This window comes from Vibrio sp. 10N.222.49.C12 (assembly GCF_041475025.1).
Taxonomy (GTDB): Bacteria; Pseudomonadota; Gammaproteobacteria; order Enterobacterales; family Vibrionaceae; genus Vibrio; species Vibrio crassostreae_C.
Genome location: NZ_JBFRVF010000150.1, coordinates 1 through 220 on the forward strand (window position 1 = coordinate 1; position 220 = coordinate 220).

1 tRNA gene is annotated in these 220 nt (G+C 37.7%); it reads right to left on the reverse strand.

Going from position 1 to position 220, the window contains the following annotated elements:
• Positions 1 to 77: 77 nt before the first annotated feature.
• Positions 78 to 153: transfer RNA gene (locus AB4583_RS21440), tRNA-Asn, on the reverse strand.
• Positions 154 to 220: the final 67 nt, after the last annotated feature.

The window sequence follows — 220 nt, forward strand, 5'->3', positions numbered from 1 at the left end:
GTCGGCACACTAAATTCTTTGCTTAAAGAGTTAAACTCTTCAATTAAAACCTCATATAAAATGAAGTCCTTTAAAAATGGCTCCCCTTGCAAGACTTGAACTTGCGACATACGGATTAACAGTCCGCCGTTCTACCAACTGAACTAAAGGGGAATTACTTGTCTCAACATCAGGTCTATAAAGACCATTATTTGTTAAGTACCAAATAATGGTGCCTCGA